General features: G+C 54.5%; 13 protein-coding genes. 4 read left to right on the top strand and 9 right to left on the bottom strand.

The window, feature by feature from the left end:
* Window position 1: 1 nt before the first annotated feature.
* The 5 genes from VFO10_RS28265 to VFO10_RS28245 form a co-directional block, all read right to left on the bottom strand.
* Complete coding sequence (locus VFO10_RS28265) at window positions 2–5,221, bottom strand: SpoIIE family protein phosphatase (protein ID WP_325145375.1); 5,220 nt, start codon at window positions 5,219–5,221, stop codon at window positions 2–4.
* Window positions 5,222–5,360: 139 nt separating this feature from the next.
* On the bottom strand, window positions 5,361–6,533 hold the full coding sequence (locus VFO10_RS28260) for a pyridoxal phosphate-dependent aminotransferase (protein WP_325145374.1): 1,173 nt from the start codon (window positions 6,531–6,533) through the stop codon (window positions 5,361–5,363).
* Between the two features lie 21 nt (window positions 6,534–6,554).
* Complete coding sequence (locus VFO10_RS28255; protein ID WP_325145373.1) at window positions 6,555–7,409, bottom strand: tryptophan 2,3-dioxygenase; 855 nt, start codon at window positions 7,407–7,409, stop codon at window positions 6,555–6,557.
* A 93-nt stretch (window positions 7,410–7,502) separates the two neighbouring features.
* Window positions 7,503–8,798: a 23S rRNA (uracil(1939)-C(5))-methyltransferase RlmD gene (gene rlmD, locus VFO10_RS28250; protein ID WP_325145372.1), complete on the bottom strand. Its 1,296-nt coding sequence runs from the start codon at window positions 8,796–8,798 to the stop codon at window positions 7,503–7,505.
* Between the two features lie 117 nt (window positions 8,799–8,915).
* A complete protein-coding gene (locus VFO10_RS28245) occupies window positions 8,916–9,902 on the bottom strand; it encodes a hypothetical protein (RefSeq protein ID WP_325145371.1) in 987 nt (328 codons plus the stop codon).
* Window positions 9,903–10,283: 381 nt separating this feature from the next.
* On the opposite strand from VFO10_RS28245, the gene VFO10_RS28240 reads away from it, so the two are divergent.
* From VFO10_RS28240 to VFO10_RS28225, 4 genes are all read left to right on the top strand, one after another.
* Window positions 10,284–11,042, top strand: coding sequence for a response regulator (locus tag VFO10_RS28240; protein WP_325145370.1), 759 nt, complete (start codon window positions 10,284–10,286; stop codon window positions 11,040–11,042).
* A 132-nt stretch (window positions 11,043–11,174) separates the two neighbouring features.
* Window positions 11,175–12,173, top strand: a complete 999-nt coding sequence (locus VFO10_RS28235) for a chemotaxis protein CheV (protein WP_325145369.1) — start codon at window positions 11,175–11,177, stop codon at window positions 12,171–12,173.
* Window positions 12,170–12,817 carry a type II CAAX endopeptidase family protein gene (locus tag VFO10_RS28230; protein WP_325145368.1) on the top strand — a complete coding sequence of 216 codons (648 nt, stop codon included), beginning with the start codon at window positions 12,170–12,172 and terminating at the stop codon, window positions 12,815–12,817. The genes VFO10_RS28235 and VFO10_RS28230 overlap by 4 nt, the downstream gene beginning before the upstream one ends.
* A 92-nt stretch (window positions 12,818–12,909) precedes the next feature.
* Window positions 12,910–13,188 carry a (2Fe-2S)-binding protein gene (locus tag VFO10_RS28225; protein ID WP_325145367.1) on the top strand — a complete coding sequence of 93 codons (279 nt, stop codon included), beginning with the start codon at window positions 12,910–12,912 and terminating at the stop codon, window positions 13,186–13,188.
* Here VFO10_RS28225 and VFO10_RS28220 read toward each other — a convergent pair.
* The 4 genes from VFO10_RS28220 to VFO10_RS28205 form a co-directional block, all read right to left on the bottom strand.
* A complete protein-coding gene (locus tag VFO10_RS28220) occupies window positions 13,185–13,754 on the bottom strand; it encodes an HAD family hydrolase (RefSeq protein WP_325145366.1) in 570 nt (189 codons plus the stop codon). The genes VFO10_RS28225 and VFO10_RS28220 overlap by 4 nt on opposite strands.
* A complete protein-coding gene (locus tag VFO10_RS28215; RefSeq protein ID WP_325145365.1) occupies window positions 13,732–14,013 on the bottom strand; it encodes a hypothetical protein in 282 nt (93 codons plus the stop codon). The genes VFO10_RS28220 and VFO10_RS28215 overlap by 23 nt, the downstream gene beginning before the upstream one ends.
* A gap of 70 nt (window positions 14,014–14,083) precedes the next feature.
* Complete coding sequence (locus tag VFO10_RS28210; RefSeq protein WP_325145364.1) at window positions 14,084–14,383, bottom strand: hypothetical protein; 300 nt, start codon at window positions 14,381–14,383, stop codon at window positions 14,084–14,086.
* Between the two features lie 95 nt (window positions 14,384–14,478).
* Complete coding sequence (locus tag VFO10_RS28205; RefSeq protein WP_325145363.1) at window positions 14,479–15,252, bottom strand: hypothetical protein; 774 nt, start codon at window positions 15,250–15,252, stop codon at window positions 14,479–14,481.
* Between the last annotated feature and the right edge of the window lies 1 nt (window position 15,253).

Below are 15,253 nucleotides of genomic sequence, written 5' to 3'. Positions count from 1 at the left end.
ATCAGCTGGCTTTGACTGACTTGCCCTGGCGGTAGCCGTCCCAGCGAATGATGACGAAGGCATAGTCATCCGCAGCTTTCTGATTCTGCCAGATGCTGTCCGTTTGTTTCAGAAGCTGCTTTTTGATCAGATCCGGTTCGCGGGAAAATTCGAGCACGCGCGCCAGATCACGCGGATGCAGTTTTTCCCCTTCCGGACCTTCATTCTCAATCAATCCATCCGTATAGAAGAAAAGAATATCCCCTGGCTGCAGCTGAAGCCTTTGCACCTTGAAAATAGGGTCGCGATGAAAGCCGAGCGGGCTGCCTTTGCCGAGCAGCGGTTTGACCTTATAATCCGAGATAATGAAGCCATTCGGATGACCGGCGTTGATGAAGGCGACTTCACCCGTGCGCGAGTCGAAGGAGACAAAGACCATGGTCATGAATTTATCGACCTTGGCGGCTGTGTCATAGACCGCCCTGTTCACGCAGTTGGCCAGGATCTCGGTGGTTTCTGTAAGACTCATATCCCGTTGAACAGCCTGCAGCGTGGCGATGGATCCATACACGGAACCGGCTGCCGTTCCTGTGATCAAAGCCGATGACACGCCATGCCCGGTTACATCCCCGATGAAGAAGTAGGCGCGTTGCCGACGCTCCTCTTCATAATACCCGTACCAGTCGCCGCCGGTATGATCGGCGGCTTTGAAGTGATCCGCGACCGCAAAGGAACCAAGGCGTTTGATCGTCGGGAAGAGAGCCTGCTGCACGAGCTGAGCTTCTTTCAGGGATTCTTCCAGCGTATGGGCTTTTTCGGAGAGCTCCAGGCGACCTGCTGTGGCCTGGCCGACGAGTTCAAGCAGCCGCAAACGCTCCTGGGTGAAGACATGCGAGGAAACGCTGTTTTCCAGATAGATGACGGCGATGAGTTCGCGCTCGGATCCGCTGCCGATCTCGATGGGAATGCAGGCCAGGGATCGAATCATTTTTTCCATCACATAAGGATCACGCTCCAAACCTGGGATTGCCTTCTGAGGCACCTGGGCATCGGCAACCACCACCGAGCGGCGGGTGCGGATCACATAGTTCACAAGGCTCTTGCAGATGGTATCAAGAGCCATGAAGCCTTTATCGGTCTGGGTAATCACGCCGTCGTTAAAAGACTGCCGCACGCGGTAGTTCTTGTCATCAAAACTTTTCAGGATGAAGTGACCGCAGTCAGCACCCGCCAGGTGAACCGAGCTGGCCAGGATTTTGGCGATCAGTCGTGCATCGGTGGTTTCGCGCGTCATCTCGGAGAGCACACGCTGCAGATACTGGATATCGTAGGAATGCTCGGCGACCTTCAGACCGTGGGACGGTAATTCCGCCATCTGCCAGCTGCGATAGTGCTCCTTGAGCCGCACGACGAGTTTGCTGGCACCCCATCTTTGATAGGCATCAAAAGCCTTGCGAAGATAATCGTGGGCCAGGCTTTGTAGACCGAGACTATGAAAGAGGCCGGCCAGCTGCTCGCACGCCAGCCCCAGATCCTGCTGAACACCGGATTCCTCGGCTCCGCGTATGGCATGGGCATAGGCTTCGAGCGCCAGGAGCGGACGTCCCTGGAGGCGCTGAAGCTCCGCATTCAAAAGGTGATAGCGATGCGCCTGGTTCTGCGGCACATACTTCATCCAGCGCTTGAACATGCGAGCGGAATTTTTCAGTTTCAGAATACTCAGGGCGCGATTTCTTAAACCTGTGGATGCCGCGCGAGCCAAAAGTATGCCTTGATAGAAGCGATAAACCGAGACCCCATAGGAACCCATGGCCGACTGCCGATGCCGATGAGCCATGTCCACGAAGCGGAAACCTTCCTGCACATCGTGGTAAAGCGTGCAGAGTACGGCGCTGTTCGTCGCATAATAGAAGGTGAAATCAGGCGCCTTGGTCATGAGCTCGACCTGTTTGCGGTGGTCGAAGAGAGGGCCTGTCATCACCGTCGTATCACCCGAATCGAGGCAGAGATTCATAATGGTCTGACGGGCCATATCCGTATGCGCATTCAGATAGTTATGATGCAGATCACCGACGATGCGGCGATATTCAACGAATTCCTCTTCCAGTTTCTGAAGAGAGCTGCCGGCATAGAAACTATAGTGGCAGTAAAGGTTGATCGCATGAATGGCGAATTCATATTCACCATATTCCACGCCGTTGCGAAAGGCCTTCAAGAGTCCAATGAGGCAATGCCGCATGGACTCGGACCATGGATAGATAAAAGCATTGAGCATGTGATCGACACGGCATTGCTGCTGCTTATCCTCGAACTGACGAACCAGCGCCTCGGAATATCGGGCCAGACGGAAGGCTTCGCGATACTGACCGAATACAGCCAGCAGTATCGTTGAAAGTCCGGCATAGGCGAAGGGCATCGAGGGGACATGACCGTATTTAAGGCCCAGTTCAAAACCTTTGGTCACCAGAACAGGCATAAGATTGGGACGGACAAGGTAGGCCGCCGAGCCCACCCGGGTCGCTATGCGGATCGCCGCCGCACTGAGCAGATCGTGCGAGTGCCCGACATTTTCAAGGCGGCGCAGGTAATTGGTGGTTTTCATCCGAACAAGAGTTCGCAAAAGTTGCAGAAGAACCCAGATCGTGCCAGGGCGTTTGGGGAAATGAAAACCGAAGATGTTCAGGACAGGCACTGCATAATCAAGGGCTTCTTCCAGATCCCGGCTCATGATCTCGGCGATCTTCATTTCGTGGAAGACGATGGTGTCCACCGGATCCCGGGTGTTCCTCAACGCCTCTTCAACCACCTGATGCAAAAGCTCCTTGTCCTTATTCAGGAAGGCGCCAATAGCCATTTCCTCGTGGATGGCGAGACACTGGCGATAGTACTTCGTCCAAGGCTTATCCCCCAGGTAAAAGACCGCCATATGAAGATATGTCAGCGCCTGAGCAAAGGACGCGGAAACCCGGGCCTTGCGTGCGGCACCCAGGTTCATCTCGGCAAGACGGATGTCTTCACAGGTCTGATCACGGTTGATGCTCTGATTGAAGTGATCGACGATGGAAAAGAGGCGATCCTGCTGCCCGCTTTCGGCCACATGCAGCATGTACTGCTCGGCGATGGCACGATGCACGGACCTTTTCGCTTCGGGTGTTAAAACATCCGAGGCCACTTCCCGAATCGCTTCATGGGCAAAACGCAGAAGGCCTTCGATGACAAAGCGATCGGACTGCTCTTCGCCCTTGTCCCAGCTGTCATCATTCACAACGAAAGTAAGGCCCCGCTCACAGGCCCGTCTGAGGGATGCGCGAACGGTTTCGATATCAAGCCCCGACACCGCCTGAAGATCATTGACGCGGAATTCACGGCCAATGCAGGCGGCCACTCCCAAAAGATCGACATCCCCGGTCTGCAGTTTCTGCAGCTGAAGCAGCACGTGATTGACCATGCTGTCATTGATCTTCCACTGCTGGGCAATGGAGAGGTTCCAAAAGTAGCAGAAACGCCGATAATCAAAGGAAATCGCGCCGTGCTCGGTCAGGCCCTGGATCATGTTGCGAACGAAAAGAGGCACGCCGCCGGTCTTTTGAAAGATGATCCCGGCCAGGTCTTCCACCCGGTCCTGGTCCATCATGAAGAGTTCCGCCAGAAGCCTGGAGATGTTATTGGTCGAAAGCGGGTGCAGATGCATGACGGCATGATGCACGAAGGCGCACTGCAGAAGCTCGGTGACACTCTCGACCTTGCAGCGAATGTTCTTGGTATCCGTCGCATAGGTCAGAATCAGGAAAAGATGCTCGATCTTATCCCCACGCAGGATCGCATCGAGCATATCCAGCGTCCCACTGTCGAGCCACTGCACCTGTTCGAAGACAAGAATCAGCGGATGCTCGCGCTGGCAGAAGGTGCGAATGAAATTCCTGAGCGTCATCTCGAAACGGATTTTCTCCTCTTTCGGCGGCAGCGAGGGAATATCCTCGGCATTGCCGAGCACCAGCGAAAGATCAGGACAGAGATGGATCATGAGCGCGACGTTTTCACCGACGCTATCAAAGATTTTCTTCCGCCAGGCCAGCATCTCGCGCTGGGGTTTTTGCAGAAGGTGATGCACAAGCTCATCGACCGCTTCCATGATGGGAGCAAAGGGCCTCGTTGTGGTATCCGGCACCGAGGATCCACGAGCCAGAAGACAGCCGCTGGCCTTGCTCAGCTCATGAATGTGTCCGAGCAGCCGCGTTTTGCCGATGCCGGATCGGCCTTCCACCAAAAGCGAGACGGATTCACCCGAGATGAAACGCTGATAGACGGCGTCGAGTTCGGCGATTTCAACGTCACGCCCATAGATTTTATCAGGGAAACGCAGCTCGTCGGGAACATCCCGAGTGCCGATCGACAGCATCTGATCGGGAAGATTCGCCTGGGATGACGACAGGGCTTCACGCAAATCCTGCAGCACGCCCCAGGATGTTTGATAGCGTTCCAGCGGCGGCTTCTTGCAGAGCTTCGCAACGATCGCGGAAATATACGGTGAAAAATTCATGATTCGATCGGTCAGCTGATCCGGGATCATGGTCATGTGCCAGTGGCTGCATTCATCGCGATTTTTCTGGGACGTGGTCAATTCCCCGCCAAAGAGCTGATAAAGGGTCATCCCCAGGGAATAAAGATCGCTGCGCTGATCCACGGGTTGATTGCTCACCCCGGTTTGTTCAGGAGCCATGTAGGGCCAGTGGCCGGGATCCGGTTCAAAGATTAGCGGCGGCGAGGATTCCCGGCGTGATCGACTGCGCATGTGACTCGCATCCAGGAACATGAAGCTATGATCATCATCCCGCACAAGGCAGGACCATGGGTTCAGATTCAAAAGGATGAAGCCGCGCTTGTGCAGCTCGACCAGAGCTTCCGTCAGGTTCACGACAAGATCCAAACGAGCGCTGACCGTGCTTTCCGACCGTTCCAGAACGCGAGGCAGAGGCGTTACAATCGGGCCGGTATAAATCGCCCAGCATTCCTCGTTATCCTGCTCCCAAACCTGCGCCTCAGGAAAAAGGGGCAGCGATAGCGAACGCAAAAGCGCGAATTCACTTCGAAGACGCGCCACACTTTCGTGACGGGCGGGAATGATTTTCACCAGGAAGGCATGCCCATCGCTCGACCGGACCGCGCGCGCAAGGCGATAGGGTCGTCCTGGAAGTTCCAGAACGTCGAGGAGTTCCAAACCAAATTTGCCGCCAAGGGACATAGAGCCTCTCGGATCACGCCTTGCAATGAAACTATTGCTCTATCGCTATCGGAGATCAGGCGCAGGAAATAAGGCTGGGTATACCGGGCGGAGTCAGGGCCGGCCACGAGGATGCGGCCAGCACAGGGGAAAATGCTGTTTATAAGTTTTTGACCAAACGCGTGACGATCTCCATCGCCTCGACCGTATCCGGGTCTTCGGGAACGAGGGCAAAGCGCATGGAACCCTTCATGCCCTCGCTGAGCCACTGCGAAGGGCTGGTGATCACGCCCTCTTCCGCAAGACGCAGACAGAACGCAACATCATCCATGCCCTTGGGCACCTTGCACCAAAGATAGAAGGTGGCTTCCGGTTTGTGTTCGATCATGCCGAGTTTTTGCAGATAGGGAATAGCCAGCTCGATGCGTTTGGCAAAGATCTGCCGACGCTCGGCCACGTGCCTGTCATCAGCCCATGCAATAGCAGCCGCCTTCTGCAGCATCGTCGGCGTTCCAACGCCCATGTTGGCCCTGGCCGTACCCACCAATCCCATATAACGCGAATCGCCGATCAGAAAACCACTGCGATAGCCGGTCATGCCCGAGCGTTTGGAAAGGCTCATGAAGGAGTAGACATTTTTCGAGGTATAGGTGATCGGGGTCAGAGGTTTTTTTCCCTCCTTATCCCAGGCCGGATTGTAAATGTCGATGTAGCAGTCATCGGCCAAGAGAACGACATCGCGCTTTTCACACCATTCGATAATCTTTTCCAGATGACCCTTCTTCAGGATCGCACCTGTGGGGTTATGCGGATAGTTGATCCACAGCGCCGCGATATTCTTCTGCACCTCTTCGGGCAGAGTCCATGGTTCCATCTGAAAATCATTCTCGGCTTTCAGATGCATGGGATAGGGAATGCCGCCCGCGTAGAGCGCGGAGCTGCGATAAACGGGATAGCCGGGATCCGGATAGGCGATGATTTTCTTGCCACCCGCGCGGCCCACAAGGCACAGCGCGATATGGAAAATCGCCTCCTTGCTGCCGTTGGTCGCCATGATATCGAAACCCTGGCCGCTTTTAATGCCAAAGTTCCGATTGCAATAGCCCCAGATGGATTCAATCAGATCCGGTCCACCCCGGGTGGCAGGATACTGACTGATAGGAGTCACGCTCTGCGCCACCGCCTCGCGGATCGGAGCCCAGGTGGGGATCTTGGGATCACCCGTTCCAAAGTCGAAAACCTTTTTGTTCTGGCTGATCAGACGCTGACGAATCTTCGACAGCTCTTCCATGGGATAATTCGGCAGATTGAGCGTGACTTCATTCAGACTCATGCATTCTCCTTGAACGGCTCTTCAGCGGGACCCATAGGGCGTCGTGCCTTGCCCCAGATGATTGCGAACCTCCCAGATATCCGGGAAGGCGTTTTTATTCAGCGTGGACTGCAGATAACGGGCTCCCAGCGAACCTCCGGTTCCTGAAAGATCACCGATCATCCGGCGCACCATCTGCACATGACGGTACCTCCATAGTACCAAAAGTTCGTCCAGATCGACGAGCGCTTCCAGCACCATATAGAGCTGATAATTCTGTCCGGGGTTTTGATAGATCCCGGTAAAGAGCTTGACCAGTTCGGGATGACTGCTGGGAATCTGCGTCACATCACGATCCAGCACATCCTGGGGGACAGCCAAACCCTGCCGTTTCAAATAACGCAGAAAATGATCATAAAGCGTGGGCTCGCGCATGGCGACTTCAAGTTTGGCCGATGCCACCGCATCATGGGCAAAGAAGCGCAGATGAGCCGGATTTTTCATACCCAGGCGGAATTCAAATTCACGGAACTGATAGGATTGAAAACCACTGGCGGGATTCAGATTTTTGCGGAAGCGATTGAATTCCGTCGGGGTCATGGTTTCCAGAATATCGACCTGCTGCAAAAGGACTTTCTGAATGGTCGTGACCCGGTGCAGGGCCTTGGTCATGGGCATGATATCGTCACGGGCCAGGGATTCCTGACAGTGCTTCAGCTCATGCAGAATCTGTTTGAACCAAAGTTCGTAAACCTGATGAATGACAATAAAAAGAAGTTCATCGTGCTCTTTCGGCTCCGACAGCTCCTGCTGCAGGCCCAAAAGATCATGAACATGAAGATAACGACCGTAGGTCAATGTTTCAGGATTCGGTTGAACGAAGTTATCGTAGCTCATCGCGTGTTCTGCCCATCTTGTTGGTGCTGAACACTTGTATATCGCAGGCGGGAGCTGCTTGTCGAGGCAGCTCCCAGGTATTCAAGGAAGGACTTACTGGATGACGGCCAGCCATTCCAGTTTTTCGGTGTAAGGGAACATGTCAAAACACTCAAGCTGGAGGAGCTTATGGCCGGCTTTGGTCAGCTCCACGAGATCACGGATGAGCGTCTCCGCTTCACAGGACACATAGACAAAGCGGCTGCCAGGACGCTGACGGAGGCCGTTCAGCACCAGTTCACGGGCCGCAGGCGCCAGTCCGCGGCGTGAAGGGTTGGCCACGATCAATTCAGGCTTTTCCGACCAGCTGGGGAAACGTCCGTCCAGATCTTCCACGCGGCCCGAAATATAAGCGGGACGGAGCGCAGCCGGGATTGCATTGCGCACACAGTTGGCTTCCGCATCACCAATGGCCTGTGGGTTTTCTTCGATACCAAGTGTCCGGTATCCCGCCTGCGCGAGCAGCATCGAAATCTGACCCGTTCCGCAGTAAAGGTCCCAGGCCACGGCATCACCCTGACGATGACCACCGATCTGCTCCACGCGGCGATAGATCATCTCCGCAGTCCAGGGATTGACCTGAAAGAAACTGGTGGGACCGATTTCAAAGGTCAGGCCACAGAGGGACTCACGCAGACCATCCGCTCCGACCAGCTTTTTGCTGAGCGAACCGAAGATGGCATTGGTGCGATTGGGATTGATGTTCTGGAACGCGGACACGATCACGTGCCCTTTCTGCCGCAAACGAAGGATCATGGCCTTCAGCTCGACCTTGTCCTTCTCTTCACGCGTGACAAAGGTCAGCATCAGCTCTTCGGTCAGATGCGTGGCGCGGATGGCCAGATAGCGAAGGTCACCCGTATGGGTTTCCTCATCGTAAGGCTGAAGGTTAGAGGCTTCCAGCTCCGCCTGCAGGTCGGGCAGAAGGCGGTTGATGGAGGCGCGGTGCATCGGGCATTCTTTCAGGTGAATCACCTGATGGGAATTCGCTGCGAAAAGACCGATGGCAAAGCGTTCGGTCGCTTCAGGTTTCACGACCGCTTCACGGACGTGACGCACAGCGAGTTTCGCGTGTGTGCGATAGCCGGTGGAGCGCGGCGAGGCCACAGGTTCAATGACGCTCACGCCTTCCAAAAGTCCCTGTTCACGGAACTTCTGCAGCGCGGTCTTGTATTTCGCATCCAGGCTTTGTTCGTAATTACCATGGACCGGACTATGCGTACCGCAACAGGAGTCGTCACGGGCAGGGGCTGCCGGGCGCTTGTTCAAAAACTGTTTACTATGATCGTTCTTCCAGCGTTCACTACGAAAAATCTTGGCTGTCGAGCGATGCGTTTTTGCTACTGTCATGGCTTATCTTTAATTGAGGAGTGATAACCAGTGCGCCGAGGAAGGGCGCAGGGGGCTTTTATTACCACTCCTGACGAGCCAGGAAAACACTTTTCCTTCAGTAGCAAGACAGGTCAATCAATAGATCCAGTCGTCACGCTTCACAGGCAATCGTCCGGATGACAGGTTCAGCTGGCGGCGGTAGATCTTGACGCCTAGATTCTGAGTTAAAGAACGCCATGTTGACCACTCATCCTCCAGTTTTTTCACGGAGTAAGGCGTATTGGGCGACTTCGACCCCTTGGAAAAGGTGTAGGGGCCAAAAAGGTAAATGGCGGTATGACGAATCCATTTGAAGTTGATGTGCTTGGGCGATTCCTGGGGAACCCCAAAAAACACCATCAGATCCCCGTATTTAAGCGGGGTATTGCGGGGGTCGATCTCATAGAACTCGCTGCTGATGACCCGCCATAGCTCATCATAGTTGATCATGGCCCTGTGATAGCCCTCTTCTTCCTTCACGTTGATCGAAGGAGCGCGGGTCAGGTGCTGATCAAAGAAAGCCAGGGCCGCATGGAAGCAGTTGGGTCCGCGATAGATGATGAATTTTCCCGCCATCTTCTTCGCAAAGGTGGGCAAGAGGTCATCATCCAAAACAAGGTCGACGCCGTTTCTCACCTTTTTGTTGATACGGGCCAGCTGATCGCGAGGCAGGATATAGCTCAGCTGATTACGAAACTCATTCCAGGTATCTTTCTCGGCCGCCAGTTCCTTGGTCTTCACCGTCACCTGATGGTGCTCCTTGGAGAGTTCCTGGCTCAAGGATTGAAAGTTGATGAGCTTGAAGTCATCAGGCTGAAGTTCAATCTTCACCGTCGCGCGCGTAGTCGGTCCCTGCTTTTTGATGCGATCAAAAAGGAGCGTCTGCAGCTGATCACTGCTTTCCCCTGATGCGAGGCGCCTTGCCAACTCGCTCACACCCGATTCCGAACGCGGAACCGTGATGCTGATCGGCTCGATGGTTTCATCCTTCTTGGGATTATAGGCCCTTGTCTTCAGCTTCTTGGACGGAATGGTGATTTTTTGGACATGATCTGTAACCGGCAGGGTGAGACTTGCACGCATCGTATTAAGATCCTGCGTGAAAGGCAAAGTCACCGGGCGCAGGTCAGTGATTGCGAGCGCAGGGAGAGTGAAAACTCCCAAGCAGCTCATCAAACAGGCTTTGGCCAGTCTTTGCATGAAAACTCCCAAGCGCTTATTAACAAAAGGTAAGGATCGGTACCCTTTGGGTTTTCCAGCCCATCGGGGCCTTGGATCCCAGCCTTCCCGATAGAGGGAATGCATCTGGGGATCACTTTGATTCTAACAGATGTGCAGGGGCAGTATTTTCCCAGTGACCTTCGCTATAATGGAACTAGAGGCATGGTCCATCCCTTCGATTCTGGAAGTCACTGAGCCTCTGAAGACTGCATCGAGATTCATACGCATGAAAGGGATTATTCCATGACAACCGTTTTGATCGCTGATTCATGCAAGCCCAGCCTCGTCATGACTTCCGAGGTCTTCAAAGACAAAATCATGGGCACTGTCGTCGACGTCGCCGCCACGGGCAAAGAGGCCTTGGATTACCTCACGGCTCGCCGTCCTGACCTTTGCGTGGTGGACTTTGATTTGCCGGACGTTGACGGACCCGCTTTGGTGGAGGCCATGCGCCGGGTTTACGATGGACCGATTCTGATGACGGCCTATCCCAGCGACATAGTGAAACAGGCTGTCGTGGAGAACCTCTTCGCCTATCAGGACGCCTCGGCCTGGATTCCCAAGCCGATAAACTTCGATGATCTTTCCGAAAAAATAGATCGTTTTCTGGTCAGCAAACATCGTCTGGAGCGCCGCTTCTCGGCCAGCTTCATGACGCAACTCGTCGGCAAAGCCGCAGGTCGCGGCAAGCGTGCGCCCAAGGTCGATGGCAAGGTTTTGAATATCAGCCTCGGCGGTGCCTGCGTGAAGCTGCAGGGACCTTTGAAAGTGAAAAAAGCCCAGGAACTCACGATGTCGATCGAATTGCCTGCCGGAGAAGAGGAAGGCAAGGCCGCCGCGCGTAAAAAGAAAACACTGGCCGCCGCTGATTCCAAGATCAAGGCCACGGTTGCCTGGATCAACTCCAAAGGCGAAGTCGGCCTGCGCTTCGGCAAACTGAGTGATGTGCAGAGAAAACAGCTCGAAGTCTATTTCAAGACCCTGATGACCGTGGAACCCTAAATACCAAGGGGCCGCCCGCCCCAAACATTCTCGCAGTCTTTCATTAACCTCGCGACAATGCGGGGTTTTTTATTGTCTCTATCAAGCCTTCCGCAAAAACTCCGATCATTGAGGCAGCGAAAAGGGACAAGCATGCTGAACCGTATGAAAGCCAATCTCACCGAACTCGATACCAGCTTCGAGGTGGGCGGCAATTATTTTGAACTGATCGAATTCTCCCTGCATCGCAACCTCCCCGGCGGCCGTGTGATCAAAGGCAGCTACGGGGTGAACGTCGTGAAAGTCCGCGAAGTCGTGCACATGCCGCGCATCAATCCGCTTTCGTCGTCCGTTCCCGGCATCGCCGGTATTTTCGAGCTGCGGGGCATTCCGATCCCTGCTGTGAATCTTTGCTCGGTGCTTGGTGATTATAATAGCCCGATCACCCCGGATCAGCAGATTATCGTGACTGAATTCAGCCAGAAGCGGGCCGGCTTCATCGTGCATTCCACGCAGCGCATTCGTCGCGTGACCTGGGATAAGGTGCTGCCGCCGTCCGCGGATAGCAATTCGTCCATCACAGGGATGATGCTGATCGAGGACTCGGAATTTCTGTTCATCCTCGATCTGGAAAAGATCATTGCCAGCCTGGAATCGAAGGCCCACGGTCATCACGCGATGGCATCGCATGGAATGCAGCATGGCTTTGATCCGGATGCGCAGGTACCGCCCATGAATATGAATCGCAATGCGCCGGGCGTGCTTTTGATCGATGATTCCAATCTTATTCTGACCAATGTGTCCCGGGCGCTTTATCATGAAGGCTATCGCGTGATACTGGCCAAAAATGGCCGCGAAGGCCTGCAGAAGCTCGAGCAGTCGCAAGCGCCTGGCAGCGCGACCGGTCCTGTTCATGCGATTATCACCGATGTGGAAATGCCGCAGATGGACGGCATCACCTTCATTGCGAAGGCCCGGCAGAATCGCGATTACGACAGCATACCCATCTTCCTGCACACCTCGCTGGGTGACACGGGATCCCGCGACCTGGGCATCAATGCCGGAGCCAACGGCTATCTTGTGAAAAATGATGTGCTCACCATCATTGAAACCTTGAAAAGACATTTCCTGCTCAGCAAAATAACGGCATGAGCACCCTCGACTCCTCCACGCGCCTTTTTCCTATCGCTGTCCTCATCCTTCTGGGTTGGGCGCTTTCGCTATTCTATGGCTTTATAGGCCGCAATCTGCCCCCAGGATGGTTGTCCATTGCCCTGCTTCACAGCGGAGTGGCCGTCATCCTTTGGCGTTTTGGAGCAGGGCTTCGCATTCCAAGGCGCTGGGGCCTTCGAGCCTATGGACCGGCGCTGATCATTCTGGGGGGCAGTCTTGGGGCTGCGGGGGTGACCCGTATGTTTGTCGAGGGTGCCCCAGCGATCGACCTTGCGTGGGACCCTCGCATCCTGGGCTTTGTGCTTTGGATTCCGATTGTCGAGGAACTCGTTTTTCGCTACGGAATAGGGGGCTGGGCCCGGCAAAGGCTGGGAAGATTCTGGGGTGCCTATGCGTCCGCCCTGGTCTTTGCCATGGCGCATGGGAATGGGGAGTGGAATCAGCTGGCTCTGCCGCTAGGCCCCCTGCTTTTAGGTCTATGCTGCGAATGGCTGTATCTTGCATCCGGTCGTATCACAGCAGCCATGGCCTTGCATGCGGCCTGCAATGCCAGCGGCTGGATTTTTGCGGCATTCGATGAACGGTGGTTGGATTGGCTTCAGGCTCTTTACCTGAAAATTTGAATCCCTCCGCCCCGGGTGCTGCCTATGTGGCCTGTTCTGCCCTGGCTTGTTTTTATGCTAAGGTGAAAGAACGGGGATTAAGGGAGTACGGCATGCCCGATGACAAGGATTCCATTTTGAATGATGAAACGGAGCGTCCCCTGACGCCGGAAGAGCAGGCTCGTGAGCGGATCAAGCAGATGACTCGCGTTGTGTGTATATGCAAAGGCATTCCGCTGGGAAAAATCCTGGAAGCCCTGCCTGGCTGCGATACCGTGGCCGATGTGAATCAAAAGGTGGGATCAGGCTCAGGCGGCTGCAAGGGCGAACGCTGCGGCCCTCGCATCAAAATTCTTTTGAAAAAGTACAAAGATCACAAGACCGGCGGTTAAGGGGCTCGGTGTTTCACCGTCCACTCCGCCGCTTCAAAAAGATCCCGCACCGTTACGTGCGGGGCTTCATGACCTTCATACTGATCGCTTTCGATTTGAATACCCACGATGCCGGCTTTCAATCCGCACTCGATATCACTCGCACGGTCACCGACCATCACGCTGTGTTCCCAATCTATGGCAAAATCCCGAGCCGCTTTTTCCAAAAGAGCCGTTCCCGGTTTGCGGCAGCTGCAGCTGATCGCGAGTTCGAAGACGGAGCCTTCGGGATGATGGGGGCAGTAATAGATCCCATCCAGGGTGAAACCGAGCTCGTGTTCCAGGCGTTTTTGCATTTCCGCATGGAAGTGATCGACGTCATCGGTGGAATAGTATCCACGGGCGACACCGGCCTGATTGGAGATAACGATCAGAAGATAACCATGATCATGGAGTAATTTTAGGGCTTCGGGGACGCGGGGGAGGATCTCAAGATCCTCGATGCGATAGACGTAACCCGTATCACGAACGAGAACACCGTCTCGATCCAGGAAAGCAGCAGGTTTACTGATTATTTTTTTGTCCATAGAGCCAGGATCTGTCCATCTCCCGCACCGCGAAACGAGCCGATCGGCGCAGGACTTTACGGTAAGAGGTGGCAACCTCGGCCTGGGCTTCACCCGCAGCCAGAAGGTAGTTGACGTCTTTGATCAGCTTCTCAAGATCCCAGAAATCGCGGACCGGCATAACGAGTTCAATGACTTTGCCGATTTCGTTATAGGTCTCGATATTCTTACTTTGCATATAGATCTGTTTCTTACCACAGATCAGAAACTTGCGGATCATGACCCACCCCCTCCTGGATTTATCGGCATAAATCACCGAGTCTGAAGGGGGTCAGTGGGTGGATGAGGTCTTAAGCCTTGGCTGTTTCAGCTGCGGCTGTTTCCGTCGTCTCTTCCTTGTTCTCTTCAAAGTCGTGCATCACCGAGTGATAGATCCGGCGCCACAGAGTTGTATCCTTGCGCAGCCAGGCTTCGAAAAGTTTACGAGCCGAGCGATTCACCATCGCGCGCTTCAAAAAGTAGTCGGCGAATTCCTTGGTGTCTTTGCGTGCCTTCAGTTCGGTGACGTGATGCGAGAGAACCAGCAGTTCCACGCCGCGCGCACGCAGGATAAGGGAATTTTGAATCGGATAAAGTTCGACAGGTTGCACGGCATGACTCCTGAAAAATAATCAGCGGGTAGGCCCCAAGGGCATCATGGAGCCTTTATATACCCCGCTTGTCGAAACTTGGTCAAGGTGAACACTCAGGACTTCCGACTCTTGCAGTCGGCATCCTCACCGGAAAAGAGGCCTTCCGCCTCCAGCCGACCAGCGGCATTATGTCGGGCTCGATACACCTGGAAGGGATAGGCCAGTTCCTTGGATTTCGGAGAATAACCCAGCACTTCCTTCAGGAAAAAGCCGCGGAAAAACTTCAGCATCTGCTCCCATTCCGCATGCAGATCCGGAGAGATTTCCAGATGCGTGCAATCCACCAGAAGACTCCAGGCGGAATGCCACTGCATCAGATTGTTGGTCAATTTGCTGCGCAGAGTCTGCAGCTTTTCCTTGGTATCAATGACGGCATCAGCCGCGAACGAAAGTTCCACCACGTGCTGGCGGAAATGATTCTGGAGCTGGATGCTGCTGCGAAAATCGGCGGGTTCCACAGGACCGCGGGCCTTCCTGATGCCGATGGCCTCCCAGGCCGCGTCTTCGGTCTCGGCGTAATCAAAGGGCATGAGGTCGGCAAATTCCTTGTCGACGCCCCAGATCACGGCTTTTTTCAGGAAAAATCCAGCAAGGACTTTTTCCATCCGGCCGAGCGCCGCCTGAAGGGAAGGCTTGTCCGCATCCAGGGCCAGGCGCAGCTGGGATCCGTCGATCACAGCTTTATAAGGCGAATGCCAGGACTTCAGCGCATTGAGCCAGGTCTGCCTCCAGTTCATCACATCGCTGTCCTGGCCCAGCGTGGTGGGCTCGGCAAAACGCATGCTGAGAATCTTCTGTTGGTAGTCGTGTTCAAAGTTAATATTCATC

This window comes from Oligoflexus sp., assembly GCF_035712445.1.
In the GTDB taxonomy this organism is placed as follows: Bacteria; Bdellovibrionota_B; Oligoflexia; order Oligoflexales; family Oligoflexaceae; genus Oligoflexus.
Note: the sequence above shows the minus strand (reverse complement) of the source record. Positions and strands in the feature narration are given on the sequence as shown.

Coding starts and splice junctions, on each gene's coding strand:
- VFO10_RS28265 (WP_325145375.1), bottom strand. CDS start 5,221: ATGTCCCTTGGCGGCAAATTTGGTTTGGAACTCCTCGACGTTCTGGAA.
- VFO10_RS28260 (WP_325145374.1), bottom strand. CDS start 6,533: ATGAGTCTGAATGAAGTCACGCTCAATCTGCCGAATTATCCCATGGAA.
- VFO10_RS28255 (WP_325145373.1), bottom strand. CDS start 7,409: ATGAGCTACGATAACTTCGTTCAACCGAATCCTGAAACATTGACCTAC.
- rlmD (WP_325145372.1), bottom strand. CDS start 8,798: ATGACAGTAGCAAAAACGCATCGCTCGACAGCCAAGATTTTTCGTAGT.
- VFO10_RS28245 (WP_325145371.1), bottom strand. CDS start 9,902: ATGCGTGCAAGTCTCACCCTGCCGGTTACAGATCATGTCCAAAAAATC.
- VFO10_RS28240 (WP_325145370.1), top strand. CDS start 10,284: ATGACAACCGTTTTGATCGCTGATTCATGCAAGCCCAGCCTCGTCATG.
- VFO10_RS28235 (WP_325145369.1), top strand. CDS start 11,175: ATGCTGAACCGTATGAAAGCCAATCTCACCGAACTCGATACCAGCTTC.
- VFO10_RS28230 (WP_325145368.1), top strand. CDS start 12,170: ATGAGCACCCTCGACTCCTCCACGCGCCTTTTTCCTATCGCTGTCCTC.
- VFO10_RS28225 (WP_325145367.1), top strand. CDS start 12,910: ATGCCCGATGACAAGGATTCCATTTTGAATGATGAAACGGAGCGTCCC.
- VFO10_RS28220 (WP_325145366.1), bottom strand. CDS start 13,754: ATGGACAAAAAAATAATCAGTAAACCTGCTGCTTTCCTGGATCGAGAC.
- VFO10_RS28215 (WP_325145365.1), bottom strand. CDS start 14,013: ATGATCCGCAAGTTTCTGATCTGTGGTAAGAAACAGATCTATATGCAA.
- VFO10_RS28205 (WP_325145363.1), bottom strand. CDS start 15,252: ATGAATATTAACTTTGAACACGACTACCAACAGAAGATTCTCAGCATG.